This is a genomic window from Enterobacter sp. Ag1, assembly GCA_000277545.1.
Lineage (GTDB): Bacteria > Pseudomonadota > Gammaproteobacteria > Enterobacterales > Enterobacteriaceae > Cedecea.
Map to the genome: position 1 here is coordinate 30,748 of AKXM01000052.1, position 14,772 is coordinate 45,519.

At 56.4% G+C, this 14,772-nt stretch carries 13 protein-coding genes; 4 read left to right on the forward strand and 9 right to left on the reverse strand.

The genetic code is table 11. The annotated features are described in order from the left end of the window. Positions 1-13: 13 nt before the first annotated feature. Positions 14-946 (reverse strand): 2-dehydro-3-deoxygluconokinase, encoded by a 933-nt coding sequence (kdgK, locus tag A936_RS18950; RefSeq protein WP_008460617.1) that lies wholly within the window; start codon positions 944-946, stop codon positions 14-16. A 242-nt stretch (positions 947-1,188) separates the two neighbouring features. Between kdgK and pdeH the strand changes: the two genes are divergently transcribed. Continuing rightward, entirely contained in the window at positions 1,189-1,962 is a 774-nt protein-coding gene (gene pdeH / locus A936_RS18955) for a cyclic-guanylate-specific phosphodiesterase (RefSeq protein ID WP_008460619.1), read from the forward strand. Between the two features lie 65 nt (positions 1,963-2,027). Further along, positions 2,028-4,094 (forward strand): AsmA family protein, encoded by a 2,067-nt coding sequence (locus tag A936_RS18960; protein WP_008460621.1) that lies wholly within the window; start codon positions 2,028-2,030, stop codon positions 4,092-4,094. 88 nt (positions 4,095-4,182) lie between these two features. Here A936_RS18960 and A936_RS18965 read toward each other — a convergent pair whose 3' ends face one another. The 4 genes from A936_RS18965 to A936_RS18980 form a co-directional block, all read right to left on the reverse strand. Further along, positions 4,183-5,508: an MFS transporter gene (locus A936_RS18965; protein ID WP_008460622.1), complete on the reverse strand. Its 1,326-nt coding sequence runs from the start codon at positions 5,506-5,508 to the stop codon at positions 4,183-4,185. A gap of 196 nt (positions 5,509-5,704) precedes the next feature. Further along, on the reverse strand, positions 5,705-6,361 hold the full coding sequence (locus tag A936_RS18970) for a DapH/DapD/GlmU-related protein (RefSeq protein ID WP_008460624.1): 657 nt from the start codon (positions 6,359-6,361) through the stop codon (positions 5,705-5,707). A gap of 90 nt (positions 6,362-6,451) precedes the next feature. After that, entirely contained in the window at positions 6,452-7,510 is a 1,059-nt protein-coding gene (gene yhjD, locus A936_RS18975) for an inner membrane protein YhjD (protein WP_008460626.1), read from the reverse strand. Positions 7,511-7,565: 55 nt separating this feature from the next. Further along, positions 7,566-8,465 carry a LysR family transcriptional regulator gene (locus tag A936_RS18980; RefSeq protein ID WP_008460628.1) on the reverse strand — a complete coding sequence of 300 codons (900 nt, stop codon included), beginning with the start codon at positions 8,463-8,465 and terminating at the stop codon, positions 7,566-7,568. A 119-nt stretch (positions 8,466-8,584) separates the two neighbouring features. On the opposite strand from A936_RS18980, the gene A936_RS18985 reads away from it, so the two are divergent. Beyond that, positions 8,585-9,343, forward strand: coding sequence for an SDR family NAD(P)-dependent oxidoreductase (locus A936_RS18985; protein ID WP_008460629.1), 759 nt, complete (start codon positions 8,585-8,587; stop codon positions 9,341-9,343). A gap of 160 nt (positions 9,344-9,503) precedes the next feature. Here A936_RS18985 and yieH read toward each other — a convergent pair whose 3' ends face one another. Beyond that, positions 9,504-10,169 carry a 6-phosphogluconate phosphatase gene (yieH, locus tag A936_RS18990; protein WP_008460631.1) on the reverse strand — a complete coding sequence of 222 codons (666 nt, stop codon included), beginning with the start codon at positions 10,167-10,169 and terminating at the stop codon, positions 9,504-9,506. 168 nt (positions 10,170-10,337) lie between these two features. On the opposite strand from yieH, the gene A936_RS18995 reads away from it, so the two are divergent. Further along, positions 10,338-11,669 (forward strand): NCS2 family permease, encoded by a 1,332-nt coding sequence (locus tag A936_RS18995; protein WP_008460633.1) that lies wholly within the window; start codon positions 10,338-10,340, stop codon positions 11,667-11,669. A gap of 59 nt (positions 11,670-11,728) precedes the next feature. Here the strand turns inward: A936_RS18995 and A936_RS19000 are convergent, their stop codons facing one another. The 3 genes from A936_RS19000 to mnmE form a co-directional block, all read right to left on the reverse strand. Then, positions 11,729-12,295: an NADPH-dependent FMN reductase gene (locus A936_RS19000; RefSeq protein ID WP_008460636.1), complete on the reverse strand. Its 567-nt coding sequence runs from the start codon at positions 12,293-12,295 to the stop codon at positions 11,729-11,731. 17 nt (positions 12,296-12,312) lie between these two features. Further along, the gene (locus tag A936_RS19005; protein WP_008460638.1) at positions 12,313-13,071 is read right to left on the reverse strand and encodes a 4'-phosphopantetheinyl transferase family protein; all 759 of its coding nucleotides are present in this window, start codon (positions 13,069-13,071) and stop codon (positions 12,313-12,315) included. A gap of 320 nt (positions 13,072-13,391) precedes the next feature. Continuing rightward, positions 13,392-14,756, reverse strand: coding sequence for a tRNA uridine-5-carboxymethylaminomethyl(34) synthesis GTPase MnmE (mnmE, locus tag A936_RS19010; RefSeq protein ID WP_008460641.1), 1,365 nt, complete (start codon positions 14,754-14,756; stop codon positions 13,392-13,394). Positions 14,757-14,772 lie beyond the last annotated feature (16 nt).

A 14,772-nucleotide genomic window follows, 5' to 3' on the forward strand; every position in this document is an offset into this window, starting at 1 on the left:
GGTGAGGGTCATCTTATTGGGGCATTGCATCCAGCGGGATAATCGCCCCGCGATATTGAATCACCGTGCCCGCCGTCAAATGACCACGCTTCGCGGCTTCTTCTGCTGTACCCCCAGTTAGACGCACCGCCAGATAACCCGCGCTAAAGGAATCTCCTGCCGCGGTGGTGTCCACGATTTTTTCTTTTGCCAGACGAAGCGCCGGGACGTCGAGTAGATCCTCGCCGCTGACCGAGACCAGGCAAGACTCAGCGCCTCGTTTGATAACCACTTCTTCTACGCCAGCAGCATGCGTCCGGCGAATCACTTCCTCTGCCGGGACTACGCCCCATAGCGCGTCTTCGTCGTCCAGCGTCAGAAACGCAATATCCGTGCAGGCCAGCATTTGCCGGTAAACACGCTGTGTCTCTTCCGGGCTGGTCCATAAGCGTGGCCGATAGTTATTGTCGAAAATGACTTTGCAGCCGTTCGATCTGGCCTGCTTCAGCATCGTGAAAAGCTTCTCCCGGCTGGCGTTATTGAGGATGGCCAGGCTAATGCCGCTCAGGTAGAGATAATCAAACCGGGCCAGTTCCGCACATATTTCGCCTGAACGCTCGCTTTCCAGCCAGAACCGCGCCGCTGCTTCGTTACGCCAGTAGTAGAACGTCCGCTCACCGTGGCTATCGGTCTCGATGTAATACAGGCCCGGAAGGCGGTGCTCCAGGCGCTGAATCAATGCCGTGTGCAGGTGTTCCCGTTGCCAGGTGTCCAGCATTTGCTGGCTAAAACTGTCCTCGCCGAGCGCGGTGACATAATGCACTTCCAGCGCGCCTTCGCTGACCTGGCGGGCGAGGTAAACCGAGGTATTTAAGGTATCGCCTCCGAAGCCGCGATGCAGCTGGGCCCCACTTTGAGACAGTTCGATCATGCATTCGCCGATCACGGCAATTTTCTGAGTGAGCATAAGAGACCTGGCGGTTAAATGAACAAAAACGCTGTTTTTCGCATTCTCCGCCGTGGCGAAAAGTGAGTCAAACATTTTAAAACAGCGTTTTGAAAATATTTGATGTACGCCAGGTTATTGTGATTGTGACAAAAATCGCTCCGGCGCATTTTGCTGCGAAAGCGAGCATAAAGTTCTCTATTCCGACGCCGATAACCTTTCGACGAGCCATGTAGCGTTATCAGGGCAAACAGGATGTACAGATGAAGTTGAAGCAGATCACTCACCGGCTGCATACGCTTGAGGCGAGCGTTGAAAGTTTGCAGGAGCGACGATTCTGGCTGCAATGCCAGCGCCGCTTCACCTTTCAGCCGATTTACAAAACAGACGGAAAATTGATGGCAGTTGAACTGCTGACGGTGGTCACGCATCCGGCTGAGGCTGACGTACGTATCCCGCCTGACCGCTATTTCTCTGCGATCCCCAGCCGCCAGCGTCTTACGGTGGTGGAAGAGCAACTGCGTCTGCTGGAAGACTGGGCGCAGACCTTCATCGGTCACGGCATACTGGCCTCGGTGAACGTCGATGGCCCCACTTTAATTGCCATGAAGCAGCATCAGCCGATTCTTGATCTGATCGCCAAACTGCCGTGGGTACGTTTTGAACTTGTGGAGCACATTAACCTGCCGCAGGCGGCAACGCTGGCCGGCATGCACGAGTTTGGCCCGCTCTGGCTTGATGATTTTGGTACTGGCCTGGCTAACTTCTCCGCGCTGAGCGAAGTCCGCTACGACTATATCAAAGTGGCGCGCGAGCTTTTCATCATGCTACGAAAAAGCGATGAAGGACGGAATTTATTTACCATGCTGCTGCAATTAATGAACCGCTACTGCAAGGGTGTGATTGTAGAAGGCATTGAAACGGTTGAAGAATGGCGAGATGTTCAATCTTCGCCTGCTTATGCGGCACAAGGTTATTTCCTGTCGCGCCCTGTCCCCTTCGAAAACCTGGAAAACGTTCTGATTCGCCTCCCCTGATGTCGTTTCGGTCACGCTGAACTATCTTTTAGTCAGGTAGACCAACATCAGGAGAGGTAAGAAGGATGACAAAAACGGGTAAAATTAGCAGCATAGTCGCCGGGATTTTCTTGTTGTTGGTTGTCGTAGCGATCGTGGCGATCGCCACGTTTGACTGGAACCGGCTGAAACCAACCATCAACCAAAAAGTCTCGACAGAGCTGAACCGCCCCTTTGCCATTCGCGGCGATTTAGGGGTGGTTTGGGCACGAAATAAAGACGAGCCCGGCTGGCGCAGCTGGGTGCCTTGGCCACACGTTCATGCCGAAGATATCCTGCTTGGTAACCCACCTGACATCCCCGAAGTCACCATGGTTCATCTGCCCAGCGTCGAGGCAACGCTTGCCCCGCTTTCGCTGTTAACCAAAACGGTTTATATCCCCTGGCTTCGCCTGGTTGAGCCGGATGTCCGTATTATCCGGCTGTCGGACAAAAACAATAACTGGACCTTTAACCTTGCCAGTGCTGGCGGCAGCGATCCCAATCAAAAACCCTCCGGCTGGTCCTTCCGGCTCGACAATATCCTGTTTGATAAAGGCCGGATCGCCGTGGACGATAAAGTGACCAAGGCGGCGCTAACGATCCTGGTTGATCCTTTGGGTAAACCGCTGCCGTTTAGCGAAGTGTCCGGCCAAAAGCCACAGGGCAAAGATGCGGCGAAAGCGGCAGATTACGTTTTCGGCCTGAAAGTGAATGGCCGCTACAACGGCCAGCCGGTGGAGGGCAGCGGTAAAATTGGCGGTATGCTGGCGCTGCGTAGCGAGGGCGATAGCGCATTCCCGGTGCAGGCAGACGTGCGTTCGGGGACATCGCGAGTGGCCTTCGTTGGCACAGTTAACGACCCGATGAAAATGGGAGGCGTCGATCTCAGGCTCAAGTTCTCCGGCGATTCCCTCGGGAATCTTTACGCGCTGACCGGCGTGCTGCTGCCGGATACGCCTCCGTTTGAAACGGACGGCCATCTGCTGGCAAAAATCGACACGGATAAAGGCTCGGTCTTCCGCTATCAGGATTTTAACGGGCGCATTGGCGACAGCGATATCCACGGTTCACTGACCTACAGCCAGGGTAAACCGCGGCCTAAACTTGAGGGCGATTTAGTCTCTAAACAGCTGCGGCTGGCCGATTTAGGGCCGCTGATTGGCGTTGATTCCGGGAAGGATGCCGAAAAGACGAAAAAAGCCAGACAGCAGCGGGGCGACAGGACGGTGCAGCCCGCCGATAAAGTGCTGCCTTACGATCGCTTTGAAACGGACAAATGGAGCGTGATGGATGCCGATGTGCGCTTTAAAGGGCAGCGCATTGAACACAGCGGCACGCTGCCGCTGAGCGACCTCACCACCCACGTGATCCTGAATAACGCTGACCTGCGCCTGCAGCCGCTGAAATTCGGCATGGCGGGCGGCTCCATCAATGCCAACATCCACCTTGAGGGCGATAAAAAGCCGATGCAGGGAAAAGCAGATATTCAGGCGCGTCGTCTGCAGCTGAAGCAGCTTATGCCGAAGGTTGAGTCGATGCAGAAAACGCTGGGCGAGCTGAACGGCGACGCCAATCTGAGCGGACGCGGTAACTCAGTCGCGGCGCTGATGGGCACCAGTAACGGCAGCCTGAAGCTGTTGATGAACGACGGGCTTATCAGCCGTAACCTGATGGAAATCGTTGGCCTTAACGTGGGCAACTACATTGTCGGCAAAATTTTTGGCGATGATGAGGTGCGGATCAACTGCGCCGCTGCGAACCTGGATTTACGCAACGGAATTGCGACGCCGAGAATTTTTGCCTTTGATACTGAAAACGCGCTGATTAACGTCACCGGCAGCACAAACTTTGCCAGCGAACGTCTGGATCTGACCATCGATCCGGAGAGCAAAGGGATTCGTATTATCACTCTGCGTTCTCCGCTCTATGTGCGCGGCACGTTCAAGAGCCCGGATGCGGGCGTGAAGCCGGGGCCATTGATTATTCGTGGCGCAGTGGCTGCGGCGCTTGCCACGCTGGTCACTCCGGCGGCGGCGCTGGCCGCGCTGATCTCGCCTTCTGAAGGAAGTGATAATCAGTGCCGGACGATTTTGGGGCAGATGAAGAAGTAAGGCTGCCCCTCACCTCGGCCCTCTTCCCAGAGGGGCGAGGGGGCATCGTAATCCCCTCTCCCTTTTAGAGAGAGGGTGAGGGTAAAAATTACAGCGACTGATGGCGGGTCTCTTTACTCAGCAGCAGCGCAATCAGCGTCAGTGCGGACATCGCCGCCAGATACACGCCGACATAGAACAGGCCATAATTAGCCTGTAGCCAGGTGGCGATATACGGTGCGACAGAGGCGCCAAGAATGGACGCGACGTTGTAAGAGAATGACGCGCCGGTGTAGCGGACTTCCGTCGGGAACATCTCCGGCAGCAGCGCACCCATCGGGCCAAAGGTCAGCCCCATCAGGCTCAGGCCAATCAGCAGGTAGGCCATCACCAGCGCCTGGTTCCCGGAACCCAGCAGCGGCGGGAAGACGAACAGCGCAAACAGAATCATCAGGCTGGTGATCACAATCATGCTCTTGCGGCGGCCAAAAGCATCCGCCAGATAGCCCGCAATCGGCACCATCACGCCAAAGCCAATCACCGCCATCATCAGCATCCACAGCACCTCATTGCGCGAGAAGCCCAGTCCCGCCGGAACGGCCGCGGTGCTGAAGGTCATGGAATAGACCGTCATGATATAGAACAGCGTATAGGTCGCCAGCATGATGAAGGTACCGAGGATCGTCGCCTTCAAATGTTTGGTCAGCAGCGTGCCCAGCGGGACTTTAACCTGCTTCCCGGCTTTGGCAATCTTCGCGAAAACGGGCGTTTCATGCAGCGAAACGCGGACATAAAGCCCGATAATGACCAGCACCGCAGAGAGAATGAACGGCACGCGCCAGCCCCAGGACATGAACTGTTCGTCGGTCAGCAGCCATGAAAGCAGCAGGAAGGTGCCGTTGGCGAAGAAGAAGCCTATCGGCGCACCCAACTGCGGGAAAGAACCGTACAGCGCGCGTTTGCGCGGCGGGGCGTTTTCCGTGGCCAGCAATGCCGCGCCACCCCATTCACCGCCCAGGCCAAGACCCTGGCCAAAACGGGCCAGCGCCAGCAGAAGCGGGGCGAAGATACCGATGCTGGCATAGCCCGGCAGCAGGCCGATGACGACGGTCGAGATCCCCATCGTGAGCAGGGAAGCGACCAGCGTGACTTTGCGACCGACGCGGTCACCGAAATGACCGAATAGCGCTGAACCAATCGGACGAGCCACAAAGGCGATGGCAAAAGTGGCGAGAGACTGTAGCGTGGCAGCCGTCGGGTCACCCTGCGGGAAGAAGATGTGCGGGAAGACAATCACCGCCGCGGTGGCATAGATATAGAAGTCGAAGAATTCGATGGCCGTGCCGACCAGCGAAGCAACAACGACTTTTCCGCGTGAGTTTACGGGCGTAGCGTCAGCCCCGGTATCGAGAGTTGTGGCAACGGATGCTTGCATAGATTTTTCTTATTTATGGCGAACGAAAGTCCATTTACGCATAGCAAAAGAAGCATTTCAACGCGCCGCACCGGGCGAAATGGCTCAAAAAACGCGCATTAAGTGGATAATTTTTAAGCCTGCCCGTAACCTTCTATGAAATGCTTCACAAAATTTTCAAAATAGAGAATAAAACTGGTTTTAGGTTAAATAAAAGTTACCAGTTAGATTTATCTGCTGAGTTGGTCGGCTTGTCCCAGCGAGCGCAAAAACTGGCTATCTCACCGGATTGAAATTCCGGCAGGTGCGCCATTAATTTCTCCAGCGGCCAGTCCCACCAGGCGATGCGCCCCAGGCTTTCAGCCACCTCCTGCGGGAAACGGCTGCGAATAGGTTTCGCTGGCACGCCGCCAACGATGGTGTACGGCGGCACATCTTTGCTGACCACCGCGCCCGCGGCCAGTACAGCGCCGTCACCTACTGTCACGCCGGGCAGGACGATAACACCGTGGCCAATCCACACGTCGTTACCAATTATCACCCGGTCCTCGCGGCGATGCGCAAAGAATGAGGTATCCCGACCAACATCAGTGGCGTAGTACTCGGGGCAGTAGGTAAAGCGGTGCTGTGACGGGCGATCCATCGGGTGATTGGGGGCGCCAAGTCGAACGTGGTTGGCAATGGCGGTGAATTTACCGATCTCGCTGTCGGCTACGCAGCAGTGTTCCCCGAGGTAGGAGAAGTCGCCGAGGGTGCTGTATTCCAGCACGCTGTTGGCGAGTACTTCACACTGTTCGCCGATGTGTGTTTCGCGCAGGCGAACGCTGGGGTCAATAACGGTTTTTTGGAGTTTGGGTACGGAGGCAGTTGTCATGGCATGTTCTCTGGTCGGAGGTTTAGACAAGTGGACCTGCTAACCTGAAGGTCGGCAGGTCACCTATCCTGACCGGAAATCATGACAGGATTATTTATGCGTTTTTCCCGGCATCCTCGGGTCGTCTTTGTATTCTGCGGTGGCAATCCAGGCCGCGCAGAACAGCGTCAGGCGGGCGAAGAAGTAGAAGAAGGCCATCAGCCCCAGCACCGAGCCAAAAGCGGCCCCGGAAGGGGAACTGACGAGCTTCGGCAGGCTGTAGGTCATGATGATCTTGATCACCTCAAAGCCGATGGCCGCAATCAGCGTGCCGCGAATCAGCGCCTTGCGGCGTGGGCGATGGCGCGGCAGACGCCAGAAGATCCAGAAGAACAGCAGATAGTTGGCAAAAATAGAAATCGCCAGGCCGACCAGATGCCAGACCGGTTTCAGCCATTCGATATCACCCAGGTGCAGCAGGCCGATCAGCAGCGTCTGGGCCGAGCCGGAAATCGAGGTAATAGACAGGGTAACGATCAGCGCAATCAGCAGTCCAATCAATGAGATAAAATCACGCAGGTATTTTACCCAGAATTTTTCCTGATCCTGCGGGCTACGTTCCCACTTATCCCGCGACTGAGCGCGCACCGCTTCACGCAGGTTGCCCATCCAGTTAATGCCGGAGTAAAGCGCAATCAGCAGCCCGACCAGGCCAACGGTGGTGCGCTGCTGAACCGCGGTATTGATGGTGTTTTTCAGGGTGGCGGCAAGCGTCGGGTCACTGACGTTCTCAAGGATTTTGGCAAAAATGTCTTCGAGCAGCGTCGGGTGAGAGGCAAGCACATACCCGCCTGCCGCGAAGGCCACCATCATGATGGGGATCAGCGACAGAAACGAGAAGTAGGTAATGGCGGCGCCAAACTGATTCCCCAGCCGGTCGTTAAAGCGTTCTGCGGCGCGGAGCAGGTGGGCAACCATCGGCTGCCTGACCGTTTTGTTGACCGCGGATATGGTGCTGTTCACCGCGGCGTTACTGGTTTTAAGCTTCACCAGCGGTTCATTCTCTGCGGGCTCGCCTGGGGCTTCATCCTGCTGGGTTTCGATAGGTATAACAGGCTCATACTCGAGCTCGTGGGTTGGGCGTTTTTCGCGGTTATCCGGCGTCGTCATCGGGTCAATTTTCCTTTTGCTGTGGCAGGATCTTAAGGAAATTATAGTCATAACGCTAATCAACATAGGCTTTGAGTACGTCAGTGAGCCATTCCATAAACAAATGCACTCGCCGGGAGAGGTTGCGGCGATGCGGATAAAGCAGCGAAATCGGCATCGGCTCGGCGCGGTACTGAGGCAAAATTTCCACCAGAGTGCCCTCTTTGAGCTGGGTTTTCACGCCCACGCGAGGTACCTGAATGATCCCCAGCCCGGCGACACAGGCGGCCTGGTAGGTTTCCGTGCTGTTAACGGTGATCAGGCCACCGGTTTTCACCCACTGCGTTGTTTTATCCAGCCAGACTTCAAAGCCTTGTGGGCGGGTGCCGAGATTTTGAGCGTAATGCACCAAGGCATGCGAAGCCAGGTCGTCCAGGCTTTCGGGATAGCCAAAGCGGCTGAGGTAGTCGGGGCTGGCGCAGTTGATCATGGTGAATTTCCCCAGCGGCCTGGCTACCAGACCTGAGTCTTTGAGGTGGCCCACGCGCACCACGCAGTCAAACCCTTCCCGGACGACATCCACCATTCTGTCGCTGCTGCTAAGCTCTAGCTCTATGCCTGGATATTGCTGCAGAAATCCCGGCAGTTTCGGGATGATCAAGCCGCGCGCCAGCGTAACGGGCATATCGATCCTGATGCGCCCGCTGACGCTGGCGGGATCGGTCTGGAACAGGCCGTCGAGTTCATCGAGGTTAGTTAACAGGTCGCGGCAGCGTTCGTAATAGACCATTCCGTCCTGGGTGAGCTGAACCCGGCGAGTGGTGCGGTGCAGCAGGCGCGTGCCGAGTGAGGTTTCCAGCGCCTGGACCTGACGAGAAACGCTGCCCTTCGGCAGCCCAAGCGTGTCCGCGGCGCGGGTAAAGCTCTCCAGCTCCGCAACCCGCACGAAAAGCTGCATTGCGTGTATTTTATCCATCGTATCACCACATTGTTGCTGAAGATGAAACAGTGATGCGCATTTGGCCATATTTATTGATTTTGTATCAGCTAATAAGCTGTATCTCAATGTCCTGACAGCCAAATAAGAGGTTTATCATGAGTCAACGTATCGCTTTAGTGACCGGCGGCAGCCGTGGTTTAGGCAAAAACGCAGCGCTGAAGCTGGCTGCACGCGGAATCGGTATTCTGCTGACCTATAATAGCCAGCGCCAGGAAGCCGAAGATGTTGTGCGCGAAATTGAGCAAAAAGGCGTGAAAGCGGCCGCAATCCAGCTCAACGTCGGTGATTCTTCTACTTTCGCTGGGTTTGTTGAGCAGGTGAAAGAAACGTTGCGCGAGGTCTGGCAGCGAGACACGTTTGATTATTTATTGAACAACGCCGGGATAGGTCTTGAAGCATCGTTTGCCGAGACCACCGAAGCGCAGTTCGATGAAATAATGAACATCCATCTTAAAGGGCCTTTTTTCCTGACTCAGGGCCTGCTGCCACTGATTAAAGACGGCGGCCGCATTCTGAATGTTTCCACCGGCCTGACCCGCTTCTCGCTGCCGGGTAAAGCCGCCTACGCCACGATGAAAGGGGCGATGGAAGTGCTGACCAAGTACCAGGCCAAAGAGCTGGGATCGCGTGGGATTGCGGTGAATATTATTGCGCCAGGCGCTATTGCCACCGATTTCAGCGGCGGTATTGTGCGCGACAACGAACACGTTTCGAAGGCGATTGCAGCGCAAACCGCATTAGGGCGTGTAGGTCAGCCGGACGATATCGGCGATGCGATTGCGGCGATTCTTAGTGATGAGACGGGCTGGATGAACGCGCAGCGGATTGAGGTTTCCGGCGGGATGTTCCTCTAGTTTTTTGACCGCTCCCGGCAGGTGACCCTCACTCTAACCCTCTCTCTAAAAGGGAGAGGGGAACGACCGCCGTCTGCTTCCATGCAATCGAGCAGCCAGAAGGAAGGGGGGTATTTCCCCCTCGCTCCTTTGGGGAGAGAGCCGGAATGAGGGGCAACTTCTACGCCGTAATTTCCCAGCCGCGCGCTTTCCACAAGCCCGGTAACTCAGCCAAATCGGTAAACGTCGTCACCTTCGGATGGTCGATCGGCTTGTTATGCGGATCGGCACAGAAGTAAAACACCTCCATGCCTGCCGCAATGCCCGACTGCGCACCTGCCATAGAATCATCCACCAGAATGCAGCGCTCTACGTCCATGTTCATCTGTTCCGCCGCGTGGAACATCAGGGCCGGGTCCGGCTTCCAGCGCTGAATGTCGTAGCCGCTGTACAGGGCATCCGGGAAGTAGCCGAGCATTCCGGTCTTGCCGAGAGAGTGCTGCATTTTGCTGACCGGGCCGTTGGATACCACGCACATCGGCTTATTGATTTGCGCCAGCAGCGTGTTCGCCCGGGCGATTGCCTGAAGTTCGCTGTCAAACAGGCGGGCAACTTCGGCGCGGTAGATCACTTCCAGCTCGAGCTTAGGCAGGCTGGTGCCGTACTCAGCGTTGATGGTGTCGATAATTTCGTAGAGTTTGACGCCTTTGAAGGTCTTGAAGACATCTTCGAGCGCAAGTTGAATGCCATATTGCGCAAACATATGTACGTAGGCTTTGGAGCAGATGACCTCGCTGTCGACCAGCGTTCCATCGCAGTCAAAAAACACCGCTTCTATCCGGGACATGCCATTTCCTTTCTCTTTGGTTTAACGTTTACTCTATGCTTTTTGCGCAACGCAATCGATCCCGTTGCGGTAATTTCAGCGAAAAAAGTGGATGATTTGCGTTATCCCCCGCCAATTTTGGTATAGGATAGCGGCGTATTTTTTCCTCTTTTAGTTCGGAAACCGATAATGAGCCAACCACAGTCCACTCCGGAAACAACCCCGGGGCTGCTCGAACGCGCGTTCAAATTACGCGAACACGGTACTAACGCCCGCACCGAGGTGATCGCCGGGTTCACCACCTTCCTGACGATGGTGTACATTGTTTTTGTTAACCCGCAGATCCTTGGCGCGGCCGGGATGGATACCCAGGCGGTATTCGTCACCACCTGCCTGATAGCCGCCTTTGGCAGCATCCTGATGGGGCTTTTTGCCAACCTGCCGGTGGCACTGGCACCGGCGATGGGCCTGAATGCCTTTTTCGCCTTCGTGGTCGTCGGCGCGATGGGTCTGTCCTGGCAAGTCGGCATGGGCGCGATTTTCTGGGGCGCCGTAGGCCTGCTGCTGCTGACCATCTTCCGCGTTCGCTACTGGATGATTGCGAATATCCCGCTTGGCCTGCGCGTTGGCATTACCAGCGGTATTGGCCTGTTTATCGGCATGATGGGGCTGAAAAATGTCGGGATCATCGTGGCCAACAAAGAGACGCTGGTCAGCATCGGGAACCTGACTTCCCACAGCGTGCTGCTGGGGGCGTTGGGCTTCTTTATCATTGCGATTCTCGCTTCCCGTAATATTCACGCGGCGGTGCTGGTTTCTATCGTGGTAACCACGCTGCTGGGCTGGCTGCTGGGCGACGTGCAGTACCACGGCATCGTGTCTGCGCCGCCGAGCGTGAGCAGCGTTGTCGGGCAGGTGGATTTAGCCGGGTCGCTGAATCTGGGCCTAGCAGGCGTGATCTTCTCCTTCATGCTGGTGAACCTGTTTGACTCCTCCGGCACCCTGATTGGCGTCACGGACAAAGCCGGGTTAACCGACGAGAAGGGCAAGTTCCCGCGCATGAAGCAGGCGCTGTTCGTGGACAGTATCTCTTCCGTGACCGGCTCGTTCTTCGGGACTTCTTCCGTTACTGCCTATATCGAAAGCTCATCCGGCGTTTCCGTCGGGGGCCGCACCGGTCTGACCGCGATTGTGGTTGGCCTGCTGTTCCTGCTGGTTATCTTCCTGTCGCCGCTGGCGGGCATGGTGCCTGCGTATGCGGCCGCCGGGGCGCTGATTTACGTTGGCGTGCTGATGACCTCCAGCCTGGCCCGCGTGAAGTGGGATGACCTGACCGAAGCGGTACCGGCGTTTGTTACCGCGGTGATGATGCCGTTCAGCTTCTCGATTACTGAAGGTATTGCGCTGGGCTTTATTTCCTACTGTGTCATGAAGTTGGGCACCGGCCGCTGGCGCGAGCTGAGCCCGTGCGTGATCATCGTGGCGCTGCTGTTTGTGCTGAAAATTGTGTTCGTTGATTAAAGCCAGACGCTAAAAACAACAACGCCAGTCATGTGACTGGCGTTTTTTTTGGCCTGGAATCAGGCTTTAACGCGCTTGATATAATCGCCAAAGGCGGTGAGCTGCCCGGTCAGATGGTCGAGCGTGCTTTGATCCACCACTTCGCCGCTCTGCGGGTCGACTTTGTTCTGAATCACGCCGCCCATAAACTCAGGCTTGTTCATCACCATCGCGTCCAGGAAAACGAGGATCTGGCGCAGGTGATACTGGCAGCGCGCGCCGCCGATAGCACCCATGGAGCTGGTTTGAATCAGCACTGGCTTGCCGGCGAGCGGCTGTTCAGGCAGACGAGAAAGCCAGTCGATGGCGTTTTTCAGGCCACCCGGCACGGAATAGTTGTATTCCGGCGTCACAATCACCACGCCATCAGCCTGGCGGATTTGTGCGGCAATGGCTTCCACGCTCTGCGGGAAACCGTCTTCTTGCTGGATATCGGCATCGTACAGCGGGATATCGCCGATGGAAGGCAGGGCATCTATCTGCATGCCTGCCGGGGCGATGTTCGGCAGCGTACGGGCGACCATCGCGTTAAATGAACCCTTACGCAGGCTCCCCAGTAAAGTCACTATCTTCAACGAATCAGACATTGTTACTCCTTTATGTGTCAGGACGTTCGGGAAAATGTGTTATGCGGCGTTGCTGCCTCTGATGATATACCCGTCAGGCGAATGATGCGCGCCTGAGCGCTTCGGCTGCGAGCTTCGGCATCCGGCAGGGCGTTCCAGCCCTGTTGGCCGTCGAATTCCCACAGCTTCAGGCGCTCCACGCCTGGCGCCACGGCACAGCCCCAGATGAGGATGTCTTCCGCATCGCTGATAGCTTCAATATGCGGCTCGTTTATGACGCGCAGACGACCAGAGCCTGGCAATAATTGTAGTGTGCTGAGGCTGGTCTGGGGATTGTCCGTTAGTTTCAGGACGCTACGCCGCAGCGTATGCAGCTGGGTTCTGGCTTCGTTGGGATCGTTTTGGTTATTGATCCAGGTCATTTCGCTGCTGCTGGACTGAGACGGTGGCACAACCGGGGACGGGGCCTGGAAACTGCGGCGAAGCTCCATGTCCAGCCCGCAGCGCCCTTCGGTTGCCAGCAGCACGCCCACCATGTTACCGGCGTAGGCGATGCTGAAATCCGGCAGTTCGGCGTCGGCAAAGCGCGGGCGACCTGCGGTAGACGTAATGATTTGCGGCAGGCGCTGGGTACCGTACAGCATAAACATCATCTCTGCGACCAGCGTACGCGACGCGAGATAGCGCGTGCGGCGATGTTCTGGCATCAGGCTGGCGGCGTTAAGAATTTCGTCGTTCAGTCGGGGTGAAGTGAGGTTGGGAGGGTTCAGAGCCCATCTTGCAAAATGCGTCGCCATTTGTCGCTCCTTGATAATGGTCAGTCGATGTCATGCTGTTTCGGGTGGCTGAAACAGCGCTCCGCGTCCGATCCTGAATCTTGTCAGGGATCGAAGAGTAGTCTCTGGCTCAATGCGCTGTCATTGATGCTCTTCAATAGCATGAACTATTTTTTGAGCAATATATTATATATTCAATCCTGGGAAAATTCTTAGTGGTTTGCGTAAGTGGAGCACTTAAAAATGTCGTTCTGAAGACATCGTCTTGAAATGATGAAGTATTTTAAATATGAGGAAAATGCCCCGCATTCTGAAGTGTGACGCGGGGCGGCGGTAAGGGGTTATTTCCCGATACAGAAGCTAGAGAAGATGCGCCCTAACAGGTCGTCAGAGCTAAATTCGCCGGTGATTTCACTTAAGTTCTGCTGCGCCAGGCGCAGCTCTTCTGCCAGCAATTCTCCGGCCCAGGCACCCAGCAGCTGGGCTTTGCCCTGTTGCAGGTGTTCAGCGGCTTGCTCAAGCGCCTGCAGGTGACGGCGGCGGGCGAGGAAGCCGCCTTCCATGTTGGTTTCGAAGCCCATGCTCTCTTTCAGATGCGCGCGCAGCACGTCAACACCTTCCCCGGTACGGGCGGAAAGACGAACAAGTGAGTGACCATTTACTTCGCTCAGGCCAAGCGTTTCGCCGGTGACGTCCGCTTTATTGCGCACCACGGTAATCGGCAAACGCTCCGGCAGACGGGCGATGAAATCAGGCCAAATCGCCGCCGGGTCAACGGCGTCGGTGGTGGTGCCGTCCACCATGAACAACACGCGATCCGCCTGCTCAATCTCTTTCCAGGCACGTTCAATCCCGATGCGTTCAACTTCATCGCTGGCTTCGCGCAGGCCCGCAGTATCGATGATATGCAGCGGCATTCCGTCGATGTGGATATGTTCGCGCAGGACGTCACGCGTGGTGCCGGCGATATCGGTGACGATAGCCGCTTCACGCCCGGCCAGCGCATTCAACAGGCTGGATTTACCGGCGTTTGGACGCCCGGCAATAACGACTTTCATGCCTTCACGCAGCAGGCTGCCCTGGCGGGCTTCGGCGCGTACCGCGTCAAGATCGCCAATGACCCGATGCAGCTGGGCTTCGATTTTACCGTCGGAGAGGAAGTCGATCTCTTCATCCGGGAAATCGATAGCCGCTTCCACGTAAATACGCAGGTGAGTCAGCGCTTCCACCAGGTGGTTAATACGCGCGGAGAAAGCCCCCTGCAGCGAATTAAGCGCTGAACGAGCAGCCTGCTCGGAACTGGCATCGATCAGGTCGGCAATCGCCTCTGCCTGCGCCAGGTCGAGCTTATCGTTCAGGAAAGCGCGTTCTGAAAACTCACCGGGGTTGGCGATGCGTAAACCCGGCAGCGCCAGAATGCGTTTTAGCAGCAGGTCGAGGATGACCGGGCCGCCGTGCCCCTGCAGTTCGAGAACATCTTCACCGGTAAAGGAATTCGGGCCAGGAAACCACAGTGCAATGCCCTGATCCAGCGCGCTACCGTCGGCATCGCGAAAGGGAAGGTAATCCGCGTAGCGCGGCTTCGGCAGCTTACCGAGCACCGCCTCTGCGACCTCGCGCGCCTGGCGGCCGGAAATACGCAGGATGCCTACGCCGCCACGCCCCGGCGGAGTAGCCTGGGCAATGATAGTGTCATGATTGCTCATCGTTTATCTCAGACCT